17 protein-coding genes are annotated in these 19,825 nt (G+C 62.6%); 6 read left to right on the forward strand and 11 right to left on the reverse strand.

What is annotated here, in order from left to right:
* Positions 1–331: 331 nt before the first annotated feature.
* From clpX to ABID44_RS07910, 5 genes are all read right to left on the reverse strand, one after another.
* Complete coding sequence (gene clpX, locus ABID44_RS07890) at positions 332–1,609, reverse strand: ATP-dependent Clp protease ATP-binding subunit ClpX (RefSeq protein WP_354151146.1); 1,278 nt, start codon at positions 1,607–1,609, stop codon at positions 332–334.
* Between the two features lie 284 nt (positions 1,610–1,893).
* Positions 1,894–2,529, reverse strand: a complete 636-nt coding sequence (locus ABID44_RS07895; protein ID WP_354151147.1) for an ATP-dependent Clp protease proteolytic subunit — start codon at positions 2,527–2,529, stop codon at positions 1,894–1,896.
* Between the two features lie 220 nt (positions 2,530–2,749).
* Positions 2,750–3,676 (reverse strand): metallophosphoesterase, encoded by a 927-nt coding sequence (locus ABID44_RS07900; protein ID WP_378226320.1) that lies wholly within the window; start codon positions 3,674–3,676, stop codon positions 2,750–2,752.
* Positions 3,677–3,758: 82 nt separating this feature from the next.
* Positions 3,759–4,109, reverse strand: coding sequence for a cupin domain-containing protein (locus tag ABID44_RS07905; RefSeq protein ID WP_354151148.1), 351 nt, complete (start codon positions 4,107–4,109; stop codon positions 3,759–3,761).
* A gap of 44 nt (positions 4,110–4,153) precedes the next feature.
* Entirely contained in the window at positions 4,154–5,437 is a 1,284-nt protein-coding gene (locus tag ABID44_RS07910) for an O-acetylhomoserine aminocarboxypropyltransferase (RefSeq protein WP_354151149.1), read from the reverse strand.
* A 268-nt stretch (positions 5,438–5,705) separates the two neighbouring features.
* Here ABID44_RS07910 and ABID44_RS07915 point away from each other — a divergent pair, with 268 nt between their 5' ends.
* The 3 genes from ABID44_RS07915 (at position 5,706) to rpsI (ending at position 7,334) form a co-directional block, all read left to right on the forward strand.
* On the forward strand, positions 5,706–6,167 hold the full coding sequence (locus ABID44_RS07915; protein ID WP_354151150.1) for a PaaI family thioesterase: 462 nt from the start codon (positions 5,706–5,708) through the stop codon (positions 6,165–6,167).
* A 223-nt stretch (positions 6,168–6,390) separates the two neighbouring features.
* On the forward strand, positions 6,391–6,855 hold the full coding sequence (rplM, locus tag ABID44_RS07920) for a 50S ribosomal protein L13 (RefSeq protein ID WP_354151151.1): 465 nt from the start codon (positions 6,391–6,393) through the stop codon (positions 6,853–6,855).
* Positions 6,855–7,334 (forward strand): 30S ribosomal protein S9, encoded by a 480-nt coding sequence (gene rpsI / locus ABID44_RS07925; RefSeq protein ID WP_354151152.1) that lies wholly within the window; start codon positions 6,855–6,857, stop codon positions 7,332–7,334. The genes rplM and rpsI overlap by 1 nt, the downstream gene beginning before the upstream one ends.
* Before the next feature lie 78 nt (positions 7,335–7,412).
* On the opposite strand, the gene ABID44_RS07930 is transcribed toward rpsI, so the two are convergent.
* Entirely contained in the window at positions 7,413–8,465 is a 1,053-nt protein-coding gene (locus ABID44_RS07930) for a glycerophosphodiester phosphodiesterase family protein (protein WP_354151153.1), read from the reverse strand.
* A gap of 139 nt (positions 8,466–8,604) precedes the next feature.
* Positions 8,605–9,228 carry an invasion associated locus B family protein gene (locus tag ABID44_RS07935; RefSeq protein WP_354151154.1) on the reverse strand — a complete coding sequence of 208 codons (624 nt, stop codon included), beginning with the start codon at positions 9,226–9,228 and terminating at the stop codon, positions 8,605–8,607.
* A gap of 226 nt (positions 9,229–9,454) precedes the next feature.
* On the opposite strand from ABID44_RS07935, the gene ABID44_RS07940 reads away from it, so the two are divergent.
* The gene (locus tag ABID44_RS07940; protein WP_354151155.1) at positions 9,455–11,290 is read left to right on the forward strand and encodes an extracellular solute-binding protein; all 1,836 of its coding nucleotides are present in this window, start codon (positions 9,455–9,457) and stop codon (positions 11,288–11,290) included.
* A 22-nt stretch (positions 11,291–11,312) separates the two neighbouring features.
* Entirely contained in the window at positions 11,313–11,993 is a 681-nt protein-coding gene (locus tag ABID44_RS07945; protein ID WP_354151156.1) for a DsbA family oxidoreductase, read from the forward strand.
* A 37-nt stretch (positions 11,994–12,030) separates the two neighbouring features.
* Here ABID44_RS07945 and ABID44_RS07950 read toward each other — a convergent pair whose 3' ends face one another.
* The 3 genes from ABID44_RS07950 to ABID44_RS07960 all read right to left on the reverse strand — a co-directional run bounded on the left by ABID44_RS07950 (position 12,031) and on the right by ABID44_RS07960 (position 16,695).
* Positions 12,031–12,765 carry a hypothetical protein gene (locus ABID44_RS07950; protein ID WP_354151157.1) on the reverse strand — a complete coding sequence of 245 codons (735 nt, stop codon included), beginning with the start codon at positions 12,763–12,765 and terminating at the stop codon, positions 12,031–12,033.
* An 86-nt stretch (positions 12,766–12,851) separates the two neighbouring features.
* The gene (mfd, locus tag ABID44_RS07955) at positions 12,852–16,343 is read right to left on the reverse strand and encodes a transcription-repair coupling factor (protein ID WP_354151158.1); all 3,492 of its coding nucleotides are present in this window, start codon (positions 16,341–16,343) and stop codon (positions 12,852–12,854) included.
* 55 nt (positions 16,344–16,398) lie between these two features.
* A complete protein-coding gene (locus ABID44_RS07960) occupies positions 16,399–16,695 on the reverse strand; it encodes an FAD assembly factor SdhE (protein ID WP_354151159.1) in 297 nt (98 codons plus the stop codon).
* Positions 16,696–16,937: 242 nt separating this feature from the next.
* Between ABID44_RS07960 and recG the strand changes: the two genes are divergently transcribed.
* Positions 16,938–19,046: an ATP-dependent DNA helicase RecG gene (gene recG / locus ABID44_RS07965; protein WP_354151266.1), complete on the forward strand. Its 2,109-nt coding sequence runs from the start codon at positions 16,938–16,940 to the stop codon at positions 19,044–19,046.
* On the opposite strand, the gene ABID44_RS07970 is transcribed toward recG, so the two are convergent.
* Positions 18,998–19,744, reverse strand: coding sequence for a DUF502 domain-containing protein (locus ABID44_RS07970; RefSeq protein WP_354151160.1), 747 nt, complete (start codon positions 19,742–19,744; stop codon positions 18,998–19,000). The genes recG and ABID44_RS07970 overlap by 49 nt on opposite strands.
* Positions 19,745–19,825 lie beyond the last annotated feature (81 nt).

Raw genomic sequence — 19,825 nt, forward strand, 5'->3', positions numbered from 1 at the left:
TCGCGCACGCCTTAAGCCGAACGCGACTCCTATATTAACGACCGGGGATCGTTCCGCCTACCACCGATCGCGACGGAGGCTTACGCAGCGCGGACTTCAGCCCCGAACTCACCCGTTAGGTGGATGCCGGCAAAGCAAAGATCAAGTGGCGATATGCGCCATGAACCGGATGGAGGTGTGAAAGCGGCTTCTGGCGCGCCCCACTCAAGCCCGATGCCGCCGGGCCTGATCCTGAACTTGTCCGGTCTTTCTGCCTTGCGGATGAGCCCGTCATGACGCCTGCGACAAAGGAAGCCCGGAAACCGGTTGACGGTTTCCGGGCCCGATAGCGTCAGGCGCTGACGTTACCCTTCTTTTCCTTGGCGTCGGAGTAGATGTAGAGCGGACGCGCATTGCCCAACACCACCTCTTCCGAGATCACGACTTCGCGAACGCCTTCCAGCGCCGGCAGCTCGAACATGGAGTCCAGCAGGATCGCTTCCATGATGGAGCGCAGGCCGCGAGCGCCGGTCTTGCGCTCGATGGCGCGACGAGCGATGGCGGAGAGCGCGTTCTCGTGGAAGGTCAGCTCGACATTCTCCATCTCGAACAGGCGCTGATACTGCTTCACCAGCGCATTCTTCGGCTCGGTCAGGATCTGCACCAGCGCGGTCTCGTCGAGATCCTCAAGCGTGGCCAGAACCGGCAGGCGGCCGACGAACTCGGGGATCAGGCCGAACTTGAGCAGGTCTTCCGGCTCCACCATGCGGAACAGTTCGCCGGTGCGACGCTCCTCCGGCGAAGCCACGGAGGCGCCGAAGCCGATGGAGGTTTTGCGGCCGCGATCGGAGATGATCCTGTCGAGCCCGGCGAAGGCGCCGCCGCAGATGAACAGGATGTTGGCCGTGTCGACCTGCAGAAATTCCTGCTGCGGGTGCTTGCGGCCGCCCTGCGGCGGCACGGAGGCGACCGTGCCTTCCATGATCTTCAAGAGCGCCTGCTGCACGCCCTCGCCCGACACGTCGCGGGTGATCGAGGGGTTGTCCGACTTGCGGCTGATCTTGTCGATCTCATCGATATAGACGATGCCGCGCTGGGCGCGCTCGACATTGTAATCAGCGGACTGGAGCAGCTTCAGGATGATGTTCTCGACATCCTCGCCGACATAGCCCGCCTCGGTGAGCGTCGTGGCGTCGGCCATGGTGAAGGGCACGTCGATGATGCGGGCAAGCGTCTGCGCGAGCAGCGTCTTGCCGCAGCCGGTCGGGCCGATCAGCAGGATGTTGGACTTCGAAAGCTCGACGTCATTGCTCTTGCCGGCATGGGCGAGGCGCTTGTAGTGGTTATGCACCGCGACAGACAGCACGCGCTTCGCATAGGGCTGACCGATCACGTAATCATCGAGAACATTGATGATTTCCTGTGGTGTGGGCACGCCTTCGCGCGACTTCACCATCGAGGTCTTGTTCTCCTCGCGGATGATGTCCATGCAAAGTTCGACGCACTCGTCACAGATGAAGACGGTGGGACCGGCGATCAGCTTGCGCACTTCGTGCTGGCTCTTGCCGCAGAACGAGCAATAGAGCGTGTTCTTGGAATCTCCGCCGCCGCCGTTGCTGACCTTGCTCATCTTCCAGTCCTTTCATGACCGTCCGCCGGTGGTCTGGCCGGCAGACGCATTCCCGTGCGCCCGGGTTCCGCCGCCATCGGCTTCCCTTGGCACCCGCAACACATTCTGTACGAAACACCAACCAGAAAACGTGGCAATGATTCCCGCAGCTCTTGGTGAAGCTAAGCCGTCGAAAATCAACATTGCCTTAACGTAGGCAATCGCGTGGGCTGTGGGAACAGCAAATTGTGGCCGAAATGCCGCAAAGGGTCTCAAAAGCGCGACATTTCAGCCACCGCCGCCCGTCAGGCCGAAGCGGTGTCCGCCTCGGACGCCTCACGCGTGGAATGCACCTTGTCGATGAGCCCGAACGCCAGCGCTTCATCCGCAGTCATGAAATGGTCGCGGTCGAGCGTGTTTTCAATGGTTTCGTAGTCCTTGCCCGTGTGCTTGACGTAAACTTCGTTTAGGCGGCGCTTCAGCTTGATGATGTCCTGCGCATGGCGCTCGATGTCCGAAGCCTGGCCCTGGAAGCCGCCGGAGGGCTGGTGAACCATGATACGCGCATTGGGCGTGGCGAAGCGCATGCCCTTCTCGCCCGCGCACAGCAGCAGCGAACCCATGGAGGCGGCCTGGCCGATGCACAGCGTCGAAACGGCCGGCCTGATGAACTGCATGGTGTCGTAAATGGCCATGCCGCTCGTGACCACGCCGCCGGGCGAATTGATGTAGAGCGAGATTTCCTTCTTCGGATTCTCGGCCTCAAGGAACAGAAGCTGGGCGCAGACCAGCGTCGCCATGCCGTCCTCGACCGGCCCGGTGATGAAAATGATGCGTTCTTTCAGAAGACGCGAAAAGATATCATAGGCCCGCTCGCCGCGGTTGGTCTGCTCGACCACCATCGGAACGAGGTTCATGTAGGTTTCGATCGGGTCTTTCATGAAGTGTCCTTGTCGAGATGGACCGGCACGGAAGCGTGGCAAGGCCGGGATTGAATCATTCTGACTTCTCATCCCGTAAATAGGATGGCCGCTCACCCTTGCGCAAGGGTGAGACTGCGGCTGGTTACCGTTAAGGTCGCCACCGAAGCAATGAAGCCCGAATGAAGCGCGCCGGCCCGCATATGCGAGCCGGCGCCTGATTATCGACAAGGATACGGCGTCAGATCGCGAGCGTGCGGTTCTCCTCGCGGCCGACGCCGCGAACCTCGAGGCGATCGGCATAGACATCGACCACCGCGTAGGCCGTGGTGTCGGGCGTATCGACCATGCCCTTGAAGTTGAGGAAATGCTTGCCGTCGATCTCGCCATAATTGCCGGCATGGTTGTGGCCGTTGAAATAGGCGATGAAATTGTCGTAGCCGGTGAGCATCTTCACGATCCGCTCGGAATCCCACAGATTATGCTCATTGGCCGGATAGACCGGGTAGTGATTGAGGACGATCACCTTCTCGCCGGCGGCCTGCGCCTTCTTCATGGTTTCCTCGGCCCACGCGAATTGTTCGTCGCTCAGCGAGCCGTTCCAGCTCTGAGCGTTTTCCGCGCCCCCGGCCTTCAGCTCCTCCAGCCGCGCGGCTGCGATTTCACGGCGCGGATCGCCTTGCGGCGGCGCGAACGTGCTGACGTCGTTGCCGTCCAGCACGATGAAGCGGTAGCCGCCGCCGGTGAAATCGTAATAGGTCTTTTCCATGCCGACGGTGCGGGTCACCGAATCCAGATATTCCCCGGCGATGTCATAGTCATGGTTGCCCAGCACGAAGAAATGCTCGTGCTTCAGCTTCGAATAAAGCGGCAGGACATGGGAAAAGCTTTCCCAATGACGGTCGATAATATCGCCGAGCGTCGCCACGAACTGAAGGTCTTCCTTGTTGAAAGCCTCGATCGCCTCGGAGAGCTTCCACAGGCTGTTGGAGTAGTAGCGGTTGGATTTCAGGTTCGGCGCCACGGGCGCATATTGCGGATCGGCGACGATGCCGAAGCGGAACAGCGGGCCGCCCTGGGCGGCCGCGCTGGTGACGGCGAAACCGGCAAAAGGTGCGAAGAACACAGCCGCAGCTCCGGACTTTACGATTGTACGACGAGTGACCACGAAGGCCTCCTTGGCTTGTTGGAAGGACAAGCCGCAGCTACTCCGCGCCCATGACACAGAGGTGACGGAAAACGTCGTTTCGTCAGAGACGGATCACATATTCCTTGCGAGTCGTTTCAAGGACTTCCCAGCTTCCTTTGAAGCCGGGCCTCAGGACAAAGGAATCGCCGGCGCGCACTGTCCTTGCTGCACCGTCCTCCTGCGTGATCACCGAAACGCCGGACAGGATGTGACAGAACTCCCATTCGTCGTATTCGATGCGCCATTTGCCGGGCGTCGATTCCCATACGCCTGCGTAGAGGCTCCCGTCGCGCTCCTCGGCGTTCCATGTCCGGAATTGCGGATTTCCAGAAACGATACGCTCCGGCGCCGGTGCCCCGGCTTCCGGCACGATGCCGGAAATGTCGAGGGTGAGGAACTTCGGTTCGGACATGGCAAGGGCTCCGGTTTGATCCGGAGCCCTGCGTGCCATGAAGATCAGGCCTTGGCCAGAGCCTGTTCCAGATCGGCGATGATATCCTTCGCGTCCTCGATGCCGACGGACAGGCGAACCGTGTCCGGGCCGGCTCCGGCCAGCGTCTTCTGCTCGTCCGAGAGCTGGCGATGCGTGGTGGAAGCCGGGTGGATGACCAGCGACTTGGTGTCGCCGACATTGGCGAGATGCGAGAACAGTTCGAGACCCTCGACGAACTTCACGCCGGCGTCGTAACCGCCCTTAAGGCCAAAGGTGAACACAGCGCCTGCCCCCTGCGGAGAATACTTCTTCTGCAGCGCATTGTTCGGGTCGGAAGCGAGGCCCGGATAGGAAACCCACGACACCTTGGGATGCTTCGACAGCCATTCGGCCACAGCCAGCGCGTTGTCACAATGACGCTGCATGCGCAGCGGCAGGGTTTCAAGGCCGGTGAGGATCATGAAGGCGTTGAAGGGCGAGATAGCCGGACCGAAATCGCGCAGTCCCAGCACGCGCGTTGCAATGGCGAAAGCGAAGTTGCCGAAGGTCTCGTGCAGGACGACGCCGCCATATTCCGGACGCGGCTCCGACAGCATCGGATACTTGCCGGACTTCGACCAGTCGAAGGTGCCGCCGTCGACAATAATGCCGCCGATGGAATTGCCGTGACCGCCGATGAACTTGGTCAGCGAGTGGACGACGACGTCTGCGCCATGCTCGATCGGGCGCACCAGATAGGGCGAGGCCAGCGTGTTGTCGACGACCAGCGGCAGACCATGTCTGTGCGCCACATCGGCCAAGGCGGCGATATCCACGAACTCGCCGTTCGGGTTGGCAAGGCTTTCGACGAAGATGAACTTGGTCTTTTCGTCGATCTGGGCTTCGAAGGTCGAAACGTCCTGCGGGTCGCCCCAGCGTACTTCCCAGCCAAAATTCTTGAAGGCATGGCCGAACTGGTTGATCGTGCCGCCATAGAGACGGCGGGCGGCCACGAAGTTTTCACCCGGCCTGAGCAGCGTGTGCGCCACCAGAAGCTGCGCCGCATGGCCGGAGGCCACGGCAAGCGCGGCGGTGCCGCCTTCCAGCGCGGCCACGCGCTCTTCCAGAGCGGCCTGGGTCGGGTTCATGATGCGGGTGTAGATGTTGCCGAATGCCTGCAACCCGAACAGCGACGCGGCATGATCGGCATCGTTGAAGACGTAGGATGTGGTCTGATAAATTGGGACCGCACGCGCGCCGGTGGTCGGGTCCGGCTTGGCGCCTGCATGAACGGCGAGCGTGTTGAAGCCGGGGGCGTTCTGCGACATTTCATTCCTCCAGAAAGGGAAAATCGGAAACTCCTTGCTATCATTGAGATCAGCAAAGCAAGTTGCAAAGGGCAAAACACCACACTCGCGACTTCTTTGGAACAAAAATCCCGTCTGGCGGCGAAAGGTCGGAATATTATTTCAGCATTCGCTTCGGGGCCGCAGGCGGCCACCATCCATTGATGTGGGGGCGTCAATCTGCCCGCCCTTGTTGAAAATCACTGCGCGAATGTGCTTCTCATAGGCTCCATTCGACCGGAGCCAAGCCATGCCAGCCCAGACCACCCATCAGCCGACCCTTACCACCGAAGAAGTCAACGACCTGATGGGCTACGTCTATCCGCAACTGAACGAAGGCGGGCGCGCCTATGAGGCGATCGACGTCTTTCCCGGCGGCTGCACGGTGCGGCTGAACGCCGACGAGCGGCATTTGCGGCCGGGCGGAACGGTTTCCGGCCCCAATCTGTTCACGCTTGCCGATATCGGCGGCTATGTGCTGGTGCTGACCCATGCCGGAGCGGATGCACTTTCGGTGACGACCAATCTCAACATCAACTTCATGCGCAAGGCCGAAGCCGGCCCCGTCGACGCCCATTGCCGCATCCTCAAGCTTGGCAGGAGCCTCATGGTGTTCGACGCCGATATCGTGGCGGGCCCGGACAGGCACAGCGTCGCCCATGCAACCGGCACCTACTCGATTCCGCCCGCACACCGTGCGGAAAAATCGTGAGGTAAAATAACACCACACACGCAACATATTGTTTTCACTTTATATTTTTAATAATGGAGCCGCTCCGACCGCTTGACGCTGGCGGCCTCCTCCCCTATAAGCCGCGATGCAGACAGCGGCCTTCGGGCTGCGGTTTGTCATTGGCGACGAAAGCCGCCAATCCAAGCAACAAGAAACGCCATGTCGGCCGCAAGGCGGGCAGGTCTCAACCGGAAACAGAACCATGACAACCTTTTCGCAGAAGCCTGCGGACGTGGTGAAGAAGTGGGTGCTGATCGACGCCGAAGGTCTCGTCGTCGGCCGCCTCGCCTCTCTCGTCGCCAACCGTCTGCGCGGCAAGCACAAGCCCACCTTCACCCCCCATGTCGACGATGGCGACAATGTCATCATCATCAACGCCGACAAGGTGCTGTTCACGGGCAACAAGTATACCGACAAGAAATACTACTGGCATACCGGCCATCCCGGCGGGATCAAGGAGCGCACTGCGCGCCAGATCATAGAGGGCCGCTTCCCGGAGCGCGTTCTTGAGAAAGCCGTCGAGCGCATGATTCCGCGCGGCCCGCTCGGCCGCCGCCAGATGAAGAACCTGCGCGTCTATGCGGGCGCCGAACACCCCCACACGGCCCAGCAGCCCGAGACGCTCGACGTCGGCGCGCTGAACGCCAAGAACAAGAAGGTCAAGTAATGGCTGAGCAGCTCTCCTCGCTCGCGGAACTGGGCTCCGTCGCCCAGACCTCGCAGCCGGCCGCGCCGGTCCATGTCCAGAAGCTCGACAAGTCGGGCCGCGCCTACGCCACCGGCAAGCGCAAGGACGCCATCGCCCGCGTATGGGTCAAGCCCGGCTCCGGCAAGATCGTCATCAACGGCAAGGAACAGGACAAGTATTTCGCGCGTCCGGTCCTGCAGATGATCCTGAACCAGCCGATCGTCGCAGCCAACCGCGTCGGCCAGTACGACATCGTCGCCACCGTCGCCGGCGGCGGCCTTTCGGGTCAGGCCGGCGCCGTGCGCCACGGCATTTCCAAGGCTCTCACCTACTACGAGCCGGAACTGCGCGGCGTCCTCAAGAAGGGTGGTTTCCTCACCCGCGACAGCCGCGTGGTCGAGCGCAAGAAGTACGGCCGCGCCAAGGCCCGCCGTTCGTTCCAGTTCTCGAAGCGCTAAGCAAAACGCTTTTCCGTTTCATCGAAAAGGCCGCCTTTCGGGCGGCCTTTTTGCATTCGGGCAAGCCAGCCGGCGCAATCAGTTGATATTTGCGGCGTGTCCCGCCAGTTCAACGGCGTCGGCCTCGTAAGGAAGACGATAGCCGTTTGCGGCCAGCCATTCGATGGCCGCAAACGGCTCATCGGTCTGGATTATGGTCGCTCCGCGCTCGGCCCAGAATCCCCAGCTTTCCGCCGGCAGGCTGGCCAGCGTCGCCAGTTCGTCGCCACGTCCGCCTGACAGGAACCCGCCCGGCTTGTTCACGATGGCATAGGTGTTGGCCCAGATGTGCCAGTCGCCGCGCACCGCCAGCGCGCGCATCCTGCTGGAAAACAGCGGGCCGCCATTCGCGGTCAGGAGATCACTCCCCGCACGCCAGTTGATCAGTTCCATGGCATGGGACGCGAGAGCGACCTGCACGGTTTCGGCGAACTCCACCTCGCGAACCGCATCGTCCGCGATGATCGGCATGAAGTGAATGTCATCGCCGGTACGCCGCATCATTTCCTGCGCCCCGGAAAGGCGCTGCGCGTTCCACAGGTTCTCCTTGATCACCACCTGTCGCGCCATGCCGAGATCGCGGGCAACCGCGGCCATTGCCGGAAACTCGTTCCTGTCCAGCTTGTTGTCGATGTTGACGAGGATGCGTCCCCTGGCGGCCGACAGAAATTCGGCCAGCGTCGGCACGACCTCGTTCGTGACCTCGCCGGTCGCTTCCACGATCAGGTTGCATTCGCGCAATTGCGCCAGAGTGCGCGGAGCCACCTCGCCCTTGCAGGTGGTGGTGCGGTCGAGCCAACTGTCATGCATGACCACAAACGCGCCATCGGCGGAACGGCGCACATCGACCTCCACCATTTCCGCGCCATCCGCGATCGAGGCTTCCAGCGCCGCCAGAGAATTTTCAGGATAGAGCGCCTTGCCTTCGCGCAGGCCGCCTGCCCGGTGCGCCACGATCATGACATGGTCCCGCCAGCGGTTGGCCTGCCCGAACCGCTCCAGTATCTCGTCCACCCGGCTTTCGCCGGATATCGCGCTGGCGGGCGGCAGGCAGACGATGGCCAGCGCCAGGCGCATCCAGAACATTCGCATCAGAATCACTCCGTCGAACGTGTCGGGTGTGATCTATGCGGACGTCATGACGGACGCATGAATGAAGCCGGCTTGCATGGATATGAAAAAGGCCCCGCCGAGCGGGGCCTTTTTATAGAATTTCTGGAACCGACCGGGATCAGTTGCCCGAGGCCTTGGCCTTTTCCTGTTCTTCCTTGAGCTTCTTGGCGAAGTCCTCGTTGTTCTTGGAGACGAACTCCTGAAGCTTCTTCTGGCGCTCCTCCAGATCGGAGGCCTGCATCGCCGGTCCTTCGAAGGCGCCGGTGAAGCCCTCAAGCGAAATCTTGATCGGGTTCGGCTGGTTCTGGAAGTTGATCGAGGTCAGAACGATCTCGGAACCCTTCTTGAACGAGGCGACGAGCGGATCGGTCATCGGAACCTCGGCCACGCAGCGATCCGGGAAGCAGATGACATAATCGAGCTTCTGGGCCTTGCCGCCATCGACCTGGAGCGCGATGCCCGGAGGCACGAGACGGCCGCTGGGCACGGTCACCTGGAAGACCTTGCGGTTCACCTTCCCGCGCAGGTCGATCATGCTGACGCCGGTGACGAGCTGCCCGTTGCCGGCAGTGACGATGTTCTGCACATTGCAGATATCGACGTCTTCCTGCTTCGAACAGGCCTTGAACCAGCCTTGCGGAATCTGCTGGGCCGAAGCCTGCGGCAACCCGGCTGCGAGGAATCCGGCCACGCCAGCGGCCATGACCGACAGACGGTACGCTTTGGATTTCAGGCTGGACATCAGGTGCGCTTCCTCTCGACTTTTGTCCGCGGCGCTAGCCCGACGCCGCACCGCAACGCTACCTGTTGCGTAAATGAGGCAACAGGATGGCTCGCGCGGCGTGTTACACTGCCAGCGTCGCCGAATCCAGTCCGCGCCGTGCATTTCTTGAGTGTGACCAACGGATTTGCACGTCGCGTGGTAACTTGGCCACCGAATCACCATGCCGCGCCATCGAGACCGAGTAATGAGCCGAACCGCCCTATGGCTGACCGCCGCCCTTTCGCTGCTGTCGATCCTGCCCCATAACGCCGGAGCGGAGCCACGCCACGCCATCTCCATGCAGGGCGACCCGGCCCTGCCGAAGGATTTCACGCATTTCGGCTACGCCAATCCGGATGCGCCGAAGGGCGGCGAGATCACCTATTGCGTGGTCGGCACCTTCGACAATCTCAATCCCTTCATCCTGAAAAGCCTGCGCACCACCGCGCGGGGCGTCATCGACACCATCTTCGGCAACCTCGTCTTCGAGCCGCTGATGCAGCGCAACATGGACGAGGCCTTCAGTCTGTACGGGCTGCTGGCCGAAAGCGTGGAGATGGATGACGAGCGCAAATGGATCGAATTCCATCTCGACCCGGATGCAAAATGGTCCGACGGCCAGCCTGTGACGCCGGAAGACGTGCTGTTCACCTATGATGTGTTCACCGAAAAAGGCCGGCCGCCCTATTCCGACCGGATGAAGCGGGTGGAAAAGCTGGAGAAGACCGGCGATCATAGCGTGCGCTTCACCTTCAACGAACACGCCGACCGTGAATTTCCGCTGATCATTGCCGCCACCCCCATCGTGCCGAAGCATTTCTTCGACAAGGACAGCTTCGATCGGGGCACGCTGAAGCCGGTGATCGGCTCCGGACCCTACGTCATAGAGCAGGTGGTTCCGGGCCAGCGCATCGTGTTCCAGCGCAATCGGGAGTATTGGGGCAAAGATATTCCCACCAAGCGCGGCTTCGACAATTTCGACAAGATCACCATCGAATATTTCCTCAACGCCACCGCCCAGTTCGAGGCGTTCAAGAAGGGCATCTGCACCGCCTATGCCGGCCCGCTCTATACGGGCATGGGGCCGCTGCAGGTGGAACGCGAATTCGACTTTCCCGCCGCGAAAGACGGTCGCGTGGCCATCAAGTCCTACGATCTCGGCATTCCGCCGGTGGTGACAGGTTTCCTGTTCAATACGCGACTCTACAAATTCGCCGACCCGACCATACGGCGCGCGCTCGGCATGCTCTACGACTTCGAATGGGCCAACAAGAACATGTTTGGCGGCAAGCTGGCCCGCACCATCAGCTACTGGCAGGGCTCCGAGCTTTCCGCGCTGGGCCATCCCGCCAGCGAGAAGGAGAAGGCGCTGCTCGCCCCGTTCCCCGACCGTGTGGCGCCGGATGTCATGGACGGCACGTGGCGCCCTCCGGTGAATGACGGATCGGGGCAGGACCGCGCAGCGCTCAAGGCAGCCCTCGACCTGCTCAAAGGCGCCGGGTTCGGGATCGAGAACGGGGTCATGCTCGACCCTGACGGCCAGCCCTTCGGCTTCGAAATCCTCACCGCCTCACAGGAAGAGGAGCGGCTGGCCGCCCTCTACCAGCGCACACTGGCCAAGCTCGGCATTGCGGTGACGATCCGCGCCCTCGATGGCGACCAGATCCAGTCGCGCAAGCAGCGTTTCGATTTTGAGGTGCTGATCGGCTCCAGCGGCTTCAACAATTCGCTGTCGCCCGGCATAGAGCAGATCGGGCGCTGGGGCTCGGAGGCCGCCGACCGCGAGGGATCGTTCAATCTGTCCGGTGCTGCAGATCCCGCCATCGATGCGGCGATAGAGGCCATGCTCAACGCGCGCGAGAAGGACGATTTCGTCGCGGCGGTGCGCATGCTCGACCGGCTGCTGATCTCCGGCAATTACATGGTGCCGATGCAGCACAATCCGCAACAGCTGATCGCCTACTGGAATAAGCTGGAGCACCCCCAAAAGGACCCGCTTTTCGGCTTCCAGTTGCCGACATGGTGGGTGAAACCGAACTGACAGCCCGCAAAAGGAGCAGGCCATGACGGTATCCGCTTCAGTCACCATCGACGTCGTGTCCGATGTCGTATGCCCGTGGTGCTTCATCGGCTCCAGACGGCTCGACAAGGCGATCGCCGCTGCCGGTGATGTCGAGGTTCACGTCACCTGGCGTCCGTTCCAGCTCGATCCGACCATTCCGGCGCAGGGCGTCGACCGCCGCGACTACATGCTCGGCAAGTTTGGCGACGAGGGGCGAATCCGGGAAATCCACGCTCGCATCGAACCGCTGGGCGTTGCCGAGGGAATCGCCTTCGACTTCGACGCCATAACGGTTTCTCCCAACACGCTCGACGCCCATCGCGTTATCCGCTGGGCTGCGGCGAATGGCGAGGAGGTGCAAGGCAGGCTGATGCGCCGCCTGTTCAGCCTCTATTTCGAGCAGGGCCGAAATATCGGCGATCATGCCGTGCTGATCGCCGCGGCGCGGGAAGCCGGTATGGATGAAGCGGTGGTGGAGGCCCTGTTGCCCACGGACGCGGATGCGGAAGCCGTTCGCAACGAGATCGCCACCGCTTCGAAAATGGGCGTGACCGGTGTTCCCTGCTTCCTGCTGGAACGCCGCTACGCGGTGATGGGCGCGCAGGAGACCGATACGCTGGCCGACGCCATCAGGCAAGTGGCGGCCGCAAAGGCGAAAGGGGAGCTGGACAGCGCTGACTGAGCTTTCAGGAGGCTGGACAGAGCGTGGCGCGCCCGGATCAGGAACGATGACCGGAGCCGGGCGTGTCGTCGAGGCCGCCCGCACCCATGCCGCCACCCATGCCCATGCCGCCACCCATGCCGCCGCCGCCGCCGCCACGTCCGCCGCCGCCCTGCCCTTGCCTGCCTTCGCCCTTGCCGCGCCCACCCGAACCGGATGGCCGTGTCGGACCCTGCATGGGGATGGAGAGATCTGCGGGGATCGGCCCGATATCGAGCGCCGCACGGATGAAATCGCGCAACGAAACGACAAGTTCATGCGTATGGACCGGATGACTGGCGACCAGTTCGCGCGCGGCGCGCTCGGCCAGCCGCACCTGTTGTTCGGTACCGAGCAGGATGATGTCGGACAGCGCCGCCTCCACCGCATCGCGGATGCGCCGGGGCCGGTCCGATCCTGACTCCGCGTTCGGGACCACGACGCCGACAGTTTCGGCCTCTTCCGGATCGCCACCGTCCAGCGGATCGGCGACAGACGGGTCGTGCCGGCGCAGTTCGCGCATATGACGTGGATCGACCGCCAGATCGCCGGTGAACGAACCGCCCAGCACCTTGTAGGCGGCGATCAGCGTGCGCAGGCGCTCGTTGATCTGCCTGTTCATCCGCTCCCGGCGCTGCTGGATGGTGAACATCATGATCAGCCTGATACCCATGCTGATGAGCGTGAACAGCGCCAAGCCGATCACTGTGAACACGATGCTTTGCCAGGAGCTGAAATCGAAATTGCGCAGCACTTGGCCCTCCGCTCCCGAATTGCGCCACGTCCGGTGGCGTCAATTTCAAGACCTAGGACAATTGCGGCCGCCGATCCAGCGCCGCCTTACGCAGCGGCCAGTTTGGCCAGTTGCGTCATCACCACGGCGGAGCCAGCCAGTCGCTTGTCGGCATTCGGCCAGTCGCGGATGAAGACGACGCTCTGGTCCGGTCGGATCTTGGCCAGAATCCCCTGTTCGCCGATGAATTTGACCAATCCGGCCGGGTTGGCGAAGGTCTTGTTGCGAAACTGGATGACCACGCCCTTTGGCCCCGCATCCAGCTTCTCCACATTGGCCTTGCGGCACACCGCCTTGATGAAGACGATCTTGAGCAGATGTTTCACCTCGTCCGGCAGGGAGCCGAAACGGTCGATGAGCTCGGCCCCGAAGGCGTCGATTTCCTCCGGAGTCTCCAGATCGCCAAGGCGGCGATAGAGCGCCAGCCGCAATTGCAGGTCCGGCACATAGCTTTCGGGAATCATCACCGCCGTGCCCATGGCGATCTGCGGCGACCAGCCCGTGTCCGTCGCCTCGCCCGAATCCTTCACTTCGGCGACCGCTTCCTCAAGCATCTGCTGGTAAAGCTCGAAGCCCACTTCCTTGATATGGCCGGACTGCTCTTCGCCCAGAAGGTTGCCCGCGCCGCGAATATCGAGATCGTGGCTGGCGAGCTGGAAGCCGGCGCCCAGCGAATCCAGCGATTGCAGCACCTTGAGACGACGGTCGGCCGTATCGGTCAGCTTCTTCTTGGCCGGCAGCGTGAAAAGCGCATAGGCGCGCACCTTGGACCGTCCGACGCGACCGCGTAGCTGGTAGAGCTGCGCCAGACCAAACATGTCGGCGCGGTGCACGATCATGGTGTTGGCGGTCGGGATATCGAGCCCCGATTCCACGATGGTGGTGGACAAGAGCACATCGTACTGGCCTTCGTAGAAGGCGTTCATGATGTCGTCGAGCCGGCCCGGCGGCATCTGTCCGTGCGCCACGGCCACCTTGAGCTCGGGCACTTCCGCCTTCAGGAACTCCTCGGTTTCGGTGAGATCGCTGATGCGCGGCACGACGTAAAAACTCTGGCCGCCGCGATAGCGCTCGCGCAGCAGCGTCTCGCGGATGACCAGCGGATCGAAAGGCGAGATGAAGGTGCGCACCGCCATGCGGTCCACGGGCGGCGTGGCGATCAGCGACAGTTCGCGCACGCCGGTCAGCGCCAGTTGCAGCGTGCGCGGGATCGGCGTCGCCGAGAGCGTCAGCACATGCACGTCGCTCTTCAGCTCCTTCAGCCGCTCCTTGTGCTTGACGCCGAAATGCTGCTCCTCGTCCACGATCAGCAGGCCGAGGTTCCTGAACTTTACGGAAGAGCCGAGCAGCGCATGGGTGCCGACGACGATGTCGATGACGCCATCCTCCAGCCCCTTCTTGGTCTCGGCCAGCTCCTTCGCGCCGACCAGCCGCGAAGCCTGCCGCACCTTGACCGGAAGCCCGGCGAAACGCTGCGAGAAGGTCTTGAAATGCTGGCGCGACAGAAGCGTGGTCGGCACCACCACGGCGACCTGAAAGCCTTCCATGGCGGCGATGAAGGCCCCGCGCAACGCCACCTCGGTCTTGCCGAACCCGACATCGCCGCACACCAGACGGTCCATCGGCCGGCCGGCGGAAAGGTCTTCCATCACGGCGTCGATGGCCGTCTGCTGGTCGTCGGTCTCATCGTAGGGGAAGCGAGCGGCGAATTCACCATAGATGCCTTCAGCCGGGATCATGGTGGGGGCGGCGCGCATCTGGCGTTCGGCCGCGATGCGGATCAGGTCGCCCGCCATGTCGAGCAGACGCTTCTTCAGCCGCGCCTTGCGCGCCTGCCAGGCTCCGCCGCCGAGCTTGTCCAGCGTGGCTTCGGCCGAATCCGAACCGTAGCGCGACAGAAGCTCGATGTTCTCGACGGGAAGGAACAGCCGGTCATCGCCCGCGTAGCGGATTTCGAGGCAGTCATGCGGCGCGCCGGCTGCCTGAATGGTCTTCAGGCCCACAAAGCGGCCAATGCCGTGATCGGCATGGACGACGATGTCGCCAGCCGACAGCGAGGCGGCCTCGGAGATGAAATCGGCGGCGCGTTTGCGCTTTTTCGAACGGCGCACCAGCCGGTCGCCCAGAATGTCCTGCTCGGCGACGACGACCATGCCGTCGGTTTCGAAACCGGTTTCGAGTTGCAGAACGGCCAGCGCCGCCTGCCCCTTTTCCAGCTTTTCGACTTCGGAGAGCGTCGCGACACGCTTGAGGTTGCCGAGATGATGCTCGGCTAAAATCTGTCCCAGCCGGTCGAGCGATCCTTCGGTCCAGCCGGCTATGACAACCCGGCGGCCAGCGGCGCGCTGGTCGGAAATGTGCTTCACCGCCTCGGTGAAGAGGTTCGCGTTGGGGTCGGCGCGCACGTCGGCAAAGCTGTGCCCGGCACGCGCGCCGGCATGAAAGACCTTCCTGCCGCCCGCATCCGGCGCATCGAAAGGCGTGAATTCGATCGCCTCGCGCTCTGCCGTCGCGGCGTTCACCTCATCCGGCGAAAGATACATGAACTGCGGTGCAACCGGCTTGTAGGGCACGGCATCCTTCAGCGCGCCGTCTGCCTGCTGCTTGCGCGCCTCGTAATGGTCCAGGATCAGCACGTGCCGCTCGGAAAGCGCCTCATGCGCCAGATGGTCGAACACTATCGGCACATCCGGCAGGTAGTCGAAGATCGTCTCCAGCCGCTCATAGAAGAAGGGCAGCCAATGCTCCATGCCGGCGAAGCGGCGGCCTTCGCTCACCGCCGCATAGAGCGCATCGTCGCGCGAAGGCGCGCCGAAAGCCTCGATATAGGAGCGGCGGAAGCGGCTGATGGCGTCAGCCGTGAGCGCCACCTCGCTCATCGCCTGCATTGTCAGTTCGGTGCGCTGGCCGGTGGTGCGCTGGCTGGCGACATCGAAGGCGCGGATCGATTCCAGCGTGTCGCCGAAGAAATCGAGGCGCAACGCCTCCTCCGCTCCCGGCGCGTAAAGATCGAGGATTCCGCCGCGCACGGCGAACTCGCCCACTTCGCGCACGGTCGGCACGCGCTCGAAACCGGAATTCTCCAGCCGCTTGACCAGACTGTTCATGTCGACCTGATTGCCGGGCTTCGCCCGGAAGGTCTGCGCCTCGATCAGTTCGGCAGGCGGCGCCCGCTGCAACAGGGCATTGGCGGTGGTGAGCAGCACGGCGCGATGCGGCTTCGCGCGCAGGGTGACGATGGCCGCCAGCGCATCGAGGCGGCGGGCGGCCGCATCCGAACCCGGCGACACGCGGTCGTAAGGCAAACAATCCCATGCCGGCAGTTCCAGAACCGGCAGGCCGGGATCGGAAAAGGCCAACGCCTCGACGATGGCCGGCAGGCGCTGGCCGTCGCGGGCGACAAAGATCAGCGGACGATCCGGCGCGATCTCGCGCGCCGCTTGCGACAGCGCGAAGGCCTCATAGCCATCGGCCACCCCATCGATGACGAAGGAGCCGGTGCCGCCCTTCGGCAGGCCGATTTTCGGAATGAGGCTCATGAAACGGATTTCTTCGGAAATAAACGGATCAAAGTCTGGCGAAACTTCAGATAGTTCAGACGGCGAGCGACGCAACCTTGCTTCGCCATTCCAGAACGCGATGCAGGATCGGCAGGTCGAGCCCTGCGGGCACAGGGTTCTGGCCGGTGATCCACGGCAGCATTTCCGTATCGTTGATTTCAAGCAGACGCTCGTACTGATCGAGTTCGTCGGCGCTCAGGCCTTCGATCTCGGCATCGGCGAAGCTGCCGAGGATCAGGTCCATCTCACGCATGCCGCGATGCCAGGAGCGAAACAGCAGCTTGCGGCGGCGGACATCCAGCCCTTCGCTTGTTCTCGTCGTTCCGGTCATGACAGCCAACTCCGCTTGGGAGCCAGCTATGAAGCCCCCGATAATTTCTATCGGGGGCTCATATCGCAAACTCATACAAGACTCACAAGGTTTCGATCCACATGCTGGTGCCAAGCCCGGGCAAATAGCATGACCATTTAGATTTATTTTGTACTAGACTTACAAGGAAATAGCAATTTAAAATCATTGACTTATGGACATTTTTCAGTTGCCTTAAAGCCTGCGGCCGATAGACCTTGGCCATGCGCCCTTCCCTGCTCGATCCGCTGTTTGCGCCCATAACTTCGCTGGCTGGCGTTGGCCCCAAGGTGGCGACGCTGATCGAGCGCGTGCTGTCGGTCGACCTCGGCGACAGGGAAGCGCGGGCCGTCGATCTTCTGTTCGTGCTGCCGAACTCCGTGATCGACCGGCGCAGCCGTCCGGGCATCGCCAACGCCGCGCCCGGCGCCATCGTGACCCTCGACCTCACCATCGACAGCCACCAGCCACCGCCACGCGGCAATCGTTCCGTGCCGTACCGTATCTTCGCCCATGACGACACAGACGACATCACGTTGACCTTTTTCCATGCCCATGCCGCGTATCTGGAAAAACAGCTCCCGGAAGGCGCGCAGGTGATCGTCTCGGGACGCATGGAGTGGTTCAACGGTCGTCCCTCCATGGTCCACCCGGACCATATCGCGCTGGCCGAGGATGCGGCGAACCTGCCGCTGGTCGAGCCTGTCTATCCGCTTACCGCCGGCCTGTCAGGCAAGGTGCTGCGCCGGGCGATCGGGCAGGCGCTTTCGCGTGCGCCGGAATTTCCGGAATGGCAGGACGCCGCCTTCCTGCGCCGCCAGTCCTTCCCTGCCCTCGGCGCGGCGCTGGAGCGCATCCACAATCCCGAAACGCCGATCGATGCGGCCCCGGACAGCGCGTCGTGGCGCAGACTTGCATATGATGAATTCCTTGCGGGCCAGGTCTCGCTGGCGCTGGTGCGGGCGCGCGTTCGCAAGCTTTCGGGCCGGCCGCTGACTGGCGACGGACGCCTGGTCGAAGCATTGCGCGCCGCGCTCCCCTACGCGCTGACCGGCTCGCAGGACGCAGCACTTGCGGAAATCCACGCCGACCTTGCCGAACCGGAGCGCATGTTGCGCCTGCTGCAAGGCGATGTCGGCTCGGGCAAGACCGTGGTGGCGCTGCTTTCCATGGCGCGCGCGGTCGAAGCCGGCGGACAGGCGGCGCTGATGGCGCCGACCGAAATCCTCGCCCGCCAGCATTTTTCCACCATCGCGCCGCTGGCCGAGCGTGTGGGCCTCAGGACAGCGGTGCTCACCGGCCGCGAAAAGGGCCGCGAGCGCAGGGAGGTGCTGGAAGGCCTGGCGGACGGGTCGATCCATATCGTCATCGGCACGCACGCTCTGTTTCAGGAGAGCGTGACCTTCCGCAACCTCGTTCTGGCCGTGGTGGACGAGCAGCACCGCTTCGGCGTGCATCAGCGTCTGGCGATGACCGCCAAGGGCGATGCGCCCGACATGCTGGTGATGACCGCCACCCCCATTCCGCGCACGCTGGTGCTGACCGCTTTCGGCGACATGGACGTTTCGCGCCTTACCGAAAAGCCGGCCGGCCGCCAGCCTATCCGCACCGTGACCCTGCCGCTGGAGCGGCTGTCGGAACTGGTCGGGCGCATCCGCGATGCAGTGGCGGAAGGCCAGAAAGTCTACTGGATCTGTCCGCTGGTCGAGGAATCGGAAGAGGTCAGGCTGATGGCGGCCGAGGATCGATTCGCTTCGTTGCAGCCAGTGTTCGGTGACAGGATCGGGCTCGTCCATGGCCGCATGAAGGGCGCGGAGAAGGACGAGGCCATGCGCGCCTTCAAGGATGGCGAGACGAGGGTGCTGATCGCCACCACGGTGATCGAGGTGGGCGTGGATGTGCCCGATGCGACCATCATCGTCATCGAACATGCCGAGCGCTTCGGCCTCGCCCAGTTGCATCAGTTGCGGGGGCGGGTCGGGCGCGGCTCGAAGCCTTCTTCCTGCGTGCTGCTCTACAAGGACCCGCTGGGCGAAACCGCCAAACGGCGTCTTTCCGTCATGCGTGAAACCGAGGATGGTTTCCTCATCGCCGAGGAAGACCTGAAGCTGCGGGGTGAAGGCGAATTGCTGGGCACCCGCCAGTCGGGCACGCCAGGCTTCCAGATCGCCCGCATCGACACCCATGCCGATCTGCTCGAAGCAGCGCGCGACGACGCAAAGCTGATACTGGCCACCGATCCGGAGCTTCAGAGCGCGAGAGGCGAAGCGCTGCGGCTGTTGCTTTACCTGTTCGGCAAGGACGAAGCCGTGCGCTTGCTGCGCGCCGGCTGAACCTCTTCCAGCTTCGGATTGGAAATGGTCACGGCCTCCGCATCCGGGCCGCGCCTGCGCTTGACTTTCGGCGCAACAAGCCCGGCCGAGACGATCAGGCGGGCGCCCTCCTCTATCGTCATGTCGAGCAGAACGATCTCGGACTTGCGCACATACATCAGGAAACCCGTGGTCGGATTGGGCGTGCACGGCATGAACACGCCGATCAGCGGATCGCCCTCGACATCCAGCTTTTCGTTGATCTCGGTTTCCTTCTCACCGGACAGGAACACAAGCGACCACACATCCTTTCGCGGATATTCGACCATGCCGACATGTTTGAACATGTCGCCGTGATTGGACAGCACGGTCTCGAAAATCTGCTTCAGCGAGCGGTAGACGCCGCGCACCAGAGGCATGCGGCCAAGAAGCCGCTCACCGAAATTGACGATGGCACGTCCGACGATATTGGCGGCCAGAAAGCCGATCAGCGTGATCAGCAGCAGCGCCACTATGAGGCCGAAGCCCGGCACCGCGAAGGGCAGATAGGTGTCCGGGCTGTAACGCGCGGGAATATAAGGCTTCACCCACGAATCGACCCAGCCCACGAATGACCATGTCAGATAGGCGGTGATGGCCAGCGGCGCGCTGACGATGAAACCGGTCAGGAAATAGTTCCTGAGCCGTGTCATTGCCGAGGTTCTGATAATATCCGACATGCTCGCCCGCTTCGTTGCGCTGCAACATTAAGCGAGTGAAAGCCGCTTTGAAACACCGAAGTTTTCCCCCTGCCCTCCGGG

Source organism: Aquamicrobium ahrensii, assembly GCF_040545755.1.
GTDB classification, from domain to species: domain Bacteria; phylum Pseudomonadota; class Alphaproteobacteria; order Rhizobiales; family Rhizobiaceae; genus Mesorhizobium; species Mesorhizobium ahrensii.

Excerpts from the sequence above, each read along its gene's own strand:
- clpX (WP_354151146.1), bottom strand. The coding sequence starts at position 1,609 with ATGAGCAAGGTCAGCAACGGCGGCGGCGGAGATTCCAAGAACACGCTC.
- ABID44_RS07895 (WP_354151147.1), bottom strand. The coding sequence starts at position 2,529 with ATGAAAGACCCGATCGAAACCTACATGAACCTCGTTCCGATGGTGGTC.
- ABID44_RS07905 (WP_354151148.1), bottom strand. The coding sequence starts at position 4,109 with ATGTCCGAACCGAAGTTCCTCACCCTCGACATTTCCGGCATCGTGCCG.
- ABID44_RS07910 (WP_354151149.1), bottom strand. The coding sequence starts at position 5,437 with ATGTCGCAGAACGCCCCCGGCTTCAACACGCTCGCCGTTCATGCAGGC.
- ABID44_RS07915 (WP_354151150.1), top strand. The coding sequence starts at position 5,706 with ATGCCAGCCCAGACCACCCATCAGCCGACCCTTACCACCGAAGAAGTC.
- rplM (WP_354151151.1), top strand. The coding sequence starts at position 6,391 with ATGACAACCTTTTCGCAGAAGCCTGCGGACGTGGTGAAGAAGTGGGTG.
- rpsI (WP_354151152.1), top strand. The coding sequence starts at position 6,855 with ATGGCTGAGCAGCTCTCCTCGCTCGCGGAACTGGGCTCCGTCGCCCAG.
- ABID44_RS07930 (WP_354151153.1), bottom strand. The coding sequence starts at position 8,465 with ATGCGAATGTTCTGGATGCGCCTGGCGCTGGCCATCGTCTGCCTGCCG.
- ABID44_RS07935 (WP_354151154.1), bottom strand. The coding sequence starts at position 9,228 with ATGTCCAGCCTGAAATCCAAAGCGTACCGTCTGTCGGTCATGGCCGCT.
- ABID44_RS07940 (WP_354151155.1), top strand. The coding sequence starts at position 9,455 with ATGAGCCGAACCGCCCTATGGCTGACCGCCGCCCTTTCGCTGCTGTCG.
- ABID44_RS07945 (WP_354151156.1), top strand. The coding sequence starts at position 11,313 with ATGACGGTATCCGCTTCAGTCACCATCGACGTCGTGTCCGATGTCGTA.
- mfd (WP_354151158.1), bottom strand. The coding sequence starts at position 16,343 with ATGAGCCTCATTCCGAAAATCGGCCTGCCGAAGGGCGGCACCGGCTCC.
- ABID44_RS07960 (WP_354151159.1), bottom strand. The coding sequence starts at position 16,695 with ATGACCGGAACGACGAGAACAAGCGAAGGGCTGGATGTCCGCCGCCGC.
- recG (WP_354151266.1), top strand. The coding sequence starts at position 16,938 with ATGCGCCCTTCCCTGCTCGATCCGCTGTTTGCGCCCATAACTTCGCTG.
- ABID44_RS07970 (WP_354151160.1), bottom strand. The coding sequence starts at position 19,744 with ATGTCGGATATTATCAGAACCTCGGCAATGACACGGCTCAGGAACTAT.